This window comes from Binatus sp. (SeqCode) (assembly GCF_036522015.1).
GTDB lineage: Bacteria > Desulfobacterota > Binatia > Binatales > Binataceae > Binatus.
On sequence record NZ_DATDGQ010000215.1, the window covers coordinates 1 to 6,954 of the forward strand.

Consider the following 6,954-nt stretch of genomic DNA (forward strand, 5'->3'; position numbering starts at 1 on the left):
GCCGCATCGCGAATCACGCGGCCGTACGCGGCGGGATCGTCAAGAACTATACTGATGAACGAGAGCTTGGCGCCGCGCTTTCGATGCGCGTCCAGGAAGGCGCGTAGGGTTGCCGCTTTGATGGCAGGCATGTCGCCGTAAGTGATGAGCACGTCGCCGGTGAAGTTCGCGGGAAGCTGATCGACGGCGTATCGCGCGGCGTCGCCGGTGCCGCGCTGCGGCTCCTGGAGCGCAAATCGCGCGTTCGCGAATTTTATCGCGGCTTCGACTTCGCGCGCCTGGTGCCCGACGACGATAACGATTGGATCCGCCTCGATTGCGGCGACGGCGCGAAGCGCGCGCGCGATCATCGGTTCTCCGCCAAGCTCGTGCAGGACTTTCGCGCGCTGAGAGCGCATCCGGGTCCCTTTGCCGGCGGCGAGAACGATCGCGGCGACGCTATTCGTAGTCATCGAAGTTCGAGACTTTCCATGTATCGGCGTCCTTGCGCGCCGTTATCATCCAGTTGCGATTGAAGGTGCCGCCTTCGGGCACATCAATCGTTGCGCGAAACAGGAACTCGATGTGGTCGGTGGCGTCGCGCTCGGCGGTCAGCCGGTAGTGCACGACCGGCTTGCGCGTGTTGGCGTCGATTTTCTGGTTGCCGATCAGTTGCATCTCGTGATGCAGCTTGTCGAGCGCGAGGCCGGTGCAGAATGGCTCGGCCGCCTTCAGGTCGATCGCTACATAATATTGGTCGATGAAGCGATCGACGACGCCGCGCGCGCTGTTCGCGGGATGGCATCCGGTGGCGACGAGCGAAGCGAACGCCGCGATGAAAAGTAGCTCGGCGCATCGGTCACGAAGCTGAGGTGTTCCCAGTGTCATGATTTTTTCTTGAAGAGAGCCTCCAGCTTGTCCTGCGCGCCCGTCTTGGCGGGCGGCTTGACGGCTGCGTCGCCGGGTACGAAATATTCGCAGAAGTTGAATCGTTCCTTGTCCACCACCCGCTCCGCCATTGGTTCGCGGCAACTGTTGTTGCAGGCCGGATCGTAGAAGCCGCAGTTGCGACATGAATGGAGCGCGCGGCCGCATCCGGGGCATTCGTCACGAAAGCCGATTCGGTCGCCAGTGGCGACTTCGATTTTCCTCACGCAATGCCAACAGTTCATGGCGAAGCGGCGAGTTCTTCGTGCGGCATGGTGCTCCGCGGGACTGGAATGCGGGGGGCTTGTAAATGCACGCTTTTTCGGCCGAATCGCCGCTGATAGCATAGCCGCTCAAGTGGGTGCGCGCGAGACGACGGAGGCGCGGACGATGGGGGTGCGGTTGATGGAGCAGGAAGTGGAGGCGTTTGCTGCGGCGCTAAAGAAGGCGTCGCGCGCGGCCGACAATACGGTGACGAACTATCGCCGCGACCTGCTCGGGTTCCGAAGCTTCCTGCTCGAGCGGGCGGCGATATTGGGCAAACGAGTTGATGAGATCGACGTTACGAGCATCACGGCGGATCACGTCCGCAGCTACCTGGCTGAATTGATGAAGAACAAAGCTGCCCGCGCGACCGTCCAGCGCCGACTGAGCGCGATCAAGGCGTTTTTTCGTTATCGCGAAACGACGATGGGCGCGGAGAGTCCGGCGCGAACGATTCGCTCGCCGAAGAACGAGCGGCGCCTGCCGTCGATATTGCAGGAGGATGAAGTTCGACGGCTGCTCGAATTTTCGCTGGCGCCGGACGACTGGACGCCCGCGTCGATCCGCGATCGCGCGATCCTCGAGACGTTGTACTCATCAGGCCTGCGCGTCGGTGAGCTGGTCGGGCTCAATTGGCGAGATATCGACGAAGAGCTTGGGATGGTGATGATCCGCGCGGGCAAGGGCAACAAGGATCGGCTGGTGCCGCTTGGTGAGCCGGCGCTCGATGCGTTGAAAAAGTGGAAGACCGCGATGCCGGTTGCGTGGGAGCATGACGGTCCCGTGATCACCAATCTTCGCGGCGGCCGGCTGACCACGCGCAGCGTCGAGCTGATCCTGCAGCGCAGAATCGAGGCGGCCGGCATCACCGCCGGCGTCACGCCGCACGGGCTGCGTCATTCTTTCGCGACGCATATGCTTGGTAATGGAGCGGACCTGCGATCGATACAGGAGATGCTCGGTCATGCGAGCCTGGCGACGACGCAGCGATATACTCATGTGAGCGTGAATCATTTGAAAGAGGTTTATCGACGTGCCTTTCCGCGAGTCTGACAGGGGTATCGAACCGGGCGCCGAAATTCGCCACACGACGATTCTGAGCGTGCGCCACCAAGGGCGCGTCGTGATCGCGGGTGACGGGCAGGTAAGCGTTGGACAAACGATCATGAAGAGCAAGGCGAAGAAAGTGCGCCGGCTGCATCAGGATCGCGTGCTGGCCGGATTCGCGGGCTCGACCGCCGATGCTCTGACGCTGTTCGACAAGTTCGAATCGAAGCTGCAGGAATACAATGGAGTGCTGCGGCGCGCAGCGGTTGAGCTGGCCAAGGACTGGCGCACGGATCGAATCCTGCGGCGGCTGGAGGCGATGCTCGTGGTCGCGGATAAGGAGAGCTCGCTGCTGATTTCGGGCGTCGGCGACGTGCTCGAGCCCGACGATGGAATCCTGGCGATTGGATCGGGCGGCAACTATGCGTTGTCGGCGGCGCGCGCGCTGATTCGCCACGGCTCCGGGATGACGGCGCGCCAGATTGCTGAAGGCGCGATGAAAATCGCGTCGGAAGTCTGCGTTTACACCAACGACGAATTCGTCTTCGAAGAGTTATAGCCACTACCTGCAGGAAGTTTTCATTCGATGACAGTTCCACAAGTGATGACGCCGCGCGAGATCGTCTCGGAGCTCGACCGCTATATTGTCGGGCAGCACGACGCGAAGCGCGCAGTTGCGATCGCGCTGCGCAACCGCTGGCGGCGGCAGAACGTCGCGCCGGATTTGCGCGACGAAATTGCGCCGAAGAACATTTTGATGATCGGACCGACCGGCGTCGGCAAGACCGAGATTGCGCGGCGGCTCGCGCGATTGGCGCAGGCGCCGTTCGTCAAAGTGGAAGCGTCGCGCTACACCGAAGTCGGCTACGTCGGGCGCGATGTCGAGTCGATGATTCGCGACCTGGCGGAATGTGCGGTCAAGATGGTGCGCGACGAGGCGCGCGATCGCGTCGCAGTCAAGGCGCGCGAGAACGCCGAGGAGCGACTGCTCGATCTGCTGTTCCCAGCGCCGACCAAAGTTCGCCGTCCCGCGGGTATCACGCCGGAGGGGCATGTCGAGGTTCTCGACAACGACTCGCACAAGGACACGCGCGAGAAATTGCGCAAGCTGCTGAACGGCGGCCACCTGGACGATCGCGAGGTCGAGCTCGAAGTCAGCGCCAACGCCGCGCCGAATATCGAGGTCTTCACGCCGCAGGGCATGGAAGAGATGGGCCTCAATATGAAGGAGCTGATGAATCAGCTCATGCCGAAGAAGGCGCGCAACCGCAAAGTGAAAATCCCCGAGGCGCTCGAGTTGCTCACGACGGAAGAAGCGGCGCGGCTGGTGGATATGGAGACGGTGGCGCACGAGGCGATCACGCGCGCGGAGCAGTCGGGCATCGTGTTTATCGACGAGATAGACAAAATTGCGGGCCGCGAGTCGCATGGGCCTGACGTCTCGCGCGAGGGTGTGCAGCGTGACCTGCTGCCGATCGTCGAAGGCTCTACGGTTAACACGAAATACGGCGCGGTCCGGACCGACCACATTCTGTTTGTCGCTTCGGGTGCGTTTCACACGTCGAAGCCGTCGGACCTGATTCCCGAGTTCCAGGGACGCTTTCCGATTCGCGTCGAGCTGAAAGCGCTCACGCGCGAGGACTTCATTCGCATCCTGACCGAGCCCGAAAACGCGCTGACGCGGCAATACGTCGCGCTGATGGACACCGAGGGCTTGCACATGCGCTTCACCGAGGACGGGGTCGCGGCGCTGGCGGAAATCGCGGCGAAGGTCAACGCGCGCTCGGAAAATATCGGCGCGCGCCGGTTGCATACCGTGCTCGAGCGGCTGCTGGAAGAGCTGTCATTCAACGCGCCGGAGCTGCAGGAAAAAGAGCTGACGATCGACGCCTCATACGTTCACGGCCGCCTGGACGAGATCGTCAAGGACGAAGACCTGTCGCGCTATATTCTGTAGCTCCCGTTCAATCGTTACGCTGGTATTAACTGCCACGCAGGCAATGCATTGCGCCGCGCGCGCAATACTGTTTTGATTTCCCTTTTGGGCGAGGTTCTTTGAGGCGTGAAAGAGGCTACTCACAATCGAGCCGACGTGCTGATCGAGGCGCTGCCGTACATCCGGCGGTTTCGCGGCAAAACATTTGTCATCAAGTACGGCGGGCACGCGATGCAGACCGAGGAGCTGCGCGAAAGTTTCGCGCAGGAAGTCGTGCTGCTCGATCTGGTCGGCATCAACCCGATAGTTGTGCACGGCGGCGGGCCGCAGATTACCGAACTGATCGGCAAGCTCGGGCTGAAGTCGCGCTTCGTGCGCGGGATGCGCGTGACCGATCCGGCGACGATGGAAGCGGCCGAGATGGTGCTGCAGAGAATCAACAAGGATCTCGTCGCGACGATTTCGCGGATGGGCGGCCGCGCGGTCGGGCTGTCGGGCAAGGACGGCGACCTGATCAGGTCGCGCAAGATGCGGATGGTCGTCACCGATGACAACGGCAAGCGCTCGCGCGTCGATATTGGGCTGGTCGGCGAGGTCGATCGCGTCAATCCGGAAGTGCTGCGCACGCTCGAGGCGAGCAACTTCATCCCGGTAATTGCGCCGACCGGATTCGGACGCGACGGCCAGACTTACAACATCAATGCCGACACTGCGGCGGGCGAAATCGCGGCCGCGCTCAAGGCGGAGAAATTGATCCTGCTGAGCGACGTCGAAGGGGTGAAGGACAAGGACGGCAAGCTGCTCTCGACGCTCGACGCTGCGGAAGCGCGACGCCTGATCGCGCGCGGCGTCATTCACGAAGGGATGATTCCGAAGGTCGAATGCTGCATCGAGGCGCTGAACAAGGGCGTCGCGAAGACGCACATAATCGACGGCCGCAACAAGCACGCGGTGCTGCTCGAAATCTTCACCCGCTCGGGAATCGGCACTGAAGTGGTGCAGCGCCGCGCCAAAGTGTCGGCGTTGACGGACCCTGCCCGCAGCGCACAGGGCGGGGGCAAAGCTCGATGAACAACACTGAGATAATAGAACTCACGCATCGCAATATGGTCGATGTGTACGGATGCCTGCCGCTCGCGTTCGCGCGCGGGCATGGCGCGTACCTATATGACGCCGACGGCAACCGCTATCTGGATTTTTTCTGCGGGCTCGCGGTCACCAGCCTCGGTCATGGAAATCCCCGCGTGGTGCGCGCGATCAAGGAGCAGGCGGAAAAGCTCACGCACGTTTCCAACGTCTTCCACACCGAGCCGACCGCGCGCCTGGTCGAGAAGTTGGCAAATCATTTCGGCGACGGGAAGGTCTTCCTTGGCAACTCGGGCGCCGAAGCGAACGAGGCCGCGATCAAGCTCGCGCGGCGATGGGGCAGCGGGCGTTTCGAGATTTTGACGACGCTCGGCTCGTTCCACGGACGCACGCTCGCGACGGTGAGCGCGACCGGCCAGGAGCGATACCATCAGGGGTTTCAGCCGCTGATGCCGGGCTTCAGGATGATCCCGTTCGACGACGTCGCGGCGCTCGATCGCGCGCGGCGCGACGAAACCGTCGGCGTGATGATCGAACCTATCCAGGGCGAGGGCGGCGTGGTGGTGCCGCATGCGGACTACCTGAAGCGAGTGCGCGACTGGTGCGATCGCAACAAGATGCTGCTGATACTGGACGAAGTGCAGACCGGAATGGGCCGCACGGGGAAATTTTTCGCGTTCGAGCATGTCGGCATCAAGCCCGACATCGTGACGCTGGCCAAGGCGCTTGGCGGTGGGCTCCCGATTGGCGCGATGATCGCGCGCGCCGAGATAGCGTCGAGTTTTACGCCCGGGAGCCACGGCAGCACGTTCGGTGGAAATCCGGTGGCGTGTGCGGCGGCGGTCGCGGTGATCGAAGCGCTCGAGCAGGACGGCGTGCTGGAGAACGCATCGAGCGTCGGCGCCTACATGCTCGAGCGGCTCGCGAAATTTGCGCGCTCGTGCGATCGAATCGTCGAGGTCCGCGGACTCGGCATGATCGTCGGCGTGGTGCTCAAGCACGACGCGCGTCCGATCGTCGAGGAGTGTCTCAGGAATCGGCTGCTGGTCAACGGCACGGCAGGCAACGTGCTGCGATTGCTGCCGCCGCTGAACCTCACGCGCGAGGAGGCGGACGCGGGCCTCGCGATTATCGAGAATGCATTCAGGAACGCGCCGATTCCGAAATGAGCCGCGGTGCACGCCAGATGAAACGCGATTTTCTCGATCTCAGCTCGCTCTCGCCGGCTGAACTCAACGGACTGCTGGCGCTCGGCGCGCGGCTCAAGTCCGAGCTGAAGATTGGACTCGACCATCCGTACCTGCGCGGCCGTACCCTCGCGATGGTTTTTCAGAAGCCGTCGTTGCGCACGCGCGTCACGTTCGAAACGGGCATGGCGCAACTCGGCGGACATGCGATTTATCTCGCGCCGAATGATATCGGTATCGGCGAGCGCGAATCGGTCAAGGACGTCGCGCGAAACATTTCGCGAGCCGTGGATTTGATCATGATTCGCACGTTCTCGCACGAGACTGCGGTCGAGCTGGCGCGCGAGGCCAGCGTGCCGGTAATCAACGGCCTCACCGATTTGCTGCAGCCGTGCCAGTTGCTCGCCGATCTCATGACGCTGCAGGAACGTTTCGGGCGCGACCTCAGCAAGGTGCGCGTGGCGTTCGTGGGCGACGGCTTCAACCTCGCGCAGAGCTGGATCGAAGCCGCTGCTCTCGCGGGTTTCG

General features: G+C 62.6%; 8 protein-coding genes and 1 pseudogene. 6 read left to right on the forward strand and 3 right to left on the reverse strand.

The genetic code is table 11. From position 1 onward, the window contains the following. The 3 genes from VIW95_RS09335 to VIW95_RS09345 all read right to left on the reverse strand — a co-directional run. On the reverse strand, positions 1-452 hold a 452-nt coding region (locus tag VIW95_RS09335; protein WP_331585719.1), incomplete at its 3' end, for an NTP transferase domain-containing protein. Then, positions 439-867, reverse strand: coding sequence for a hypothetical protein (locus VIW95_RS09340; protein ID WP_331585722.1), 429 nt, complete (start codon positions 865-867; stop codon positions 439-441). The genes VIW95_RS09335 and VIW95_RS09340, both read right to left, overlap by 14 nt. Then, complete coding sequence (locus VIW95_RS09345; protein WP_331585724.1) at positions 864-1,133, reverse strand: hypothetical protein; 270 nt, start codon at positions 1,131-1,133, stop codon at positions 864-866. The genes VIW95_RS09340 and VIW95_RS09345 overlap by 4 nt, the downstream gene beginning before the upstream one ends. Positions 1,134-1,263: 130 nt before the next feature. Here VIW95_RS09345 and VIW95_RS09350 point away from each other — a divergent pair, with 130 nt between their 5' ends. The 6 genes and pseudogenes from VIW95_RS09350 to VIW95_RS09375 form a co-directional block, all read left to right on the forward strand. After that, positions 1,264-2,223: a tyrosine recombinase XerC gene (locus tag VIW95_RS09350; protein ID WP_331585726.1), complete on the forward strand. Its 960-nt coding sequence runs from the start codon at positions 1,264-1,266 to the stop codon at positions 2,221-2,223. Then, the gene (hslV, locus tag VIW95_RS09355) at positions 2,204-2,776 is read left to right on the forward strand and encodes an ATP-dependent protease subunit HslV (RefSeq protein ID WP_349259314.1); all 573 of its coding nucleotides are present in this window, start codon (positions 2,204-2,206) and stop codon (positions 2,774-2,776) included. Before VIW95_RS09350 ends, hslV begins: the two co-directional genes overlap by 20 nt. Positions 2,777-2,803: 27 nt before the next feature. Beyond that, a complete protein-coding gene (hslU, locus tag VIW95_RS09360; RefSeq protein ID WP_331585728.1) occupies positions 2,804-4,174 on the forward strand; it encodes an ATP-dependent protease ATPase subunit HslU in 1,371 nt (456 codons plus the stop codon). 105 nt (positions 4,175-4,279) lie between these two features. Next, positions 4,280-5,224 (forward strand): acetylglutamate kinase, encoded by a 945-nt coding sequence (gene argB, locus VIW95_RS09365; protein WP_331585730.1) that lies wholly within the window; start codon positions 4,280-4,282, stop codon positions 5,222-5,224. Next, the gene (locus VIW95_RS09370) at positions 5,221-6,408 is read left to right on the forward strand and encodes an aspartate aminotransferase family protein (RefSeq protein WP_331585732.1); all 1,188 of its coding nucleotides are present in this window, start codon (positions 5,221-5,223) and stop codon (positions 6,406-6,408) included. Before argB ends, VIW95_RS09370 begins: the two co-directional genes overlap by 4 nt. 17 nt (positions 6,409-6,425) lie before the next feature. Further along, positions 6,426-6,954: pseudogene (locus VIW95_RS09375) on the forward strand (ornithine carbamoyltransferase); the annotation flags it as partial.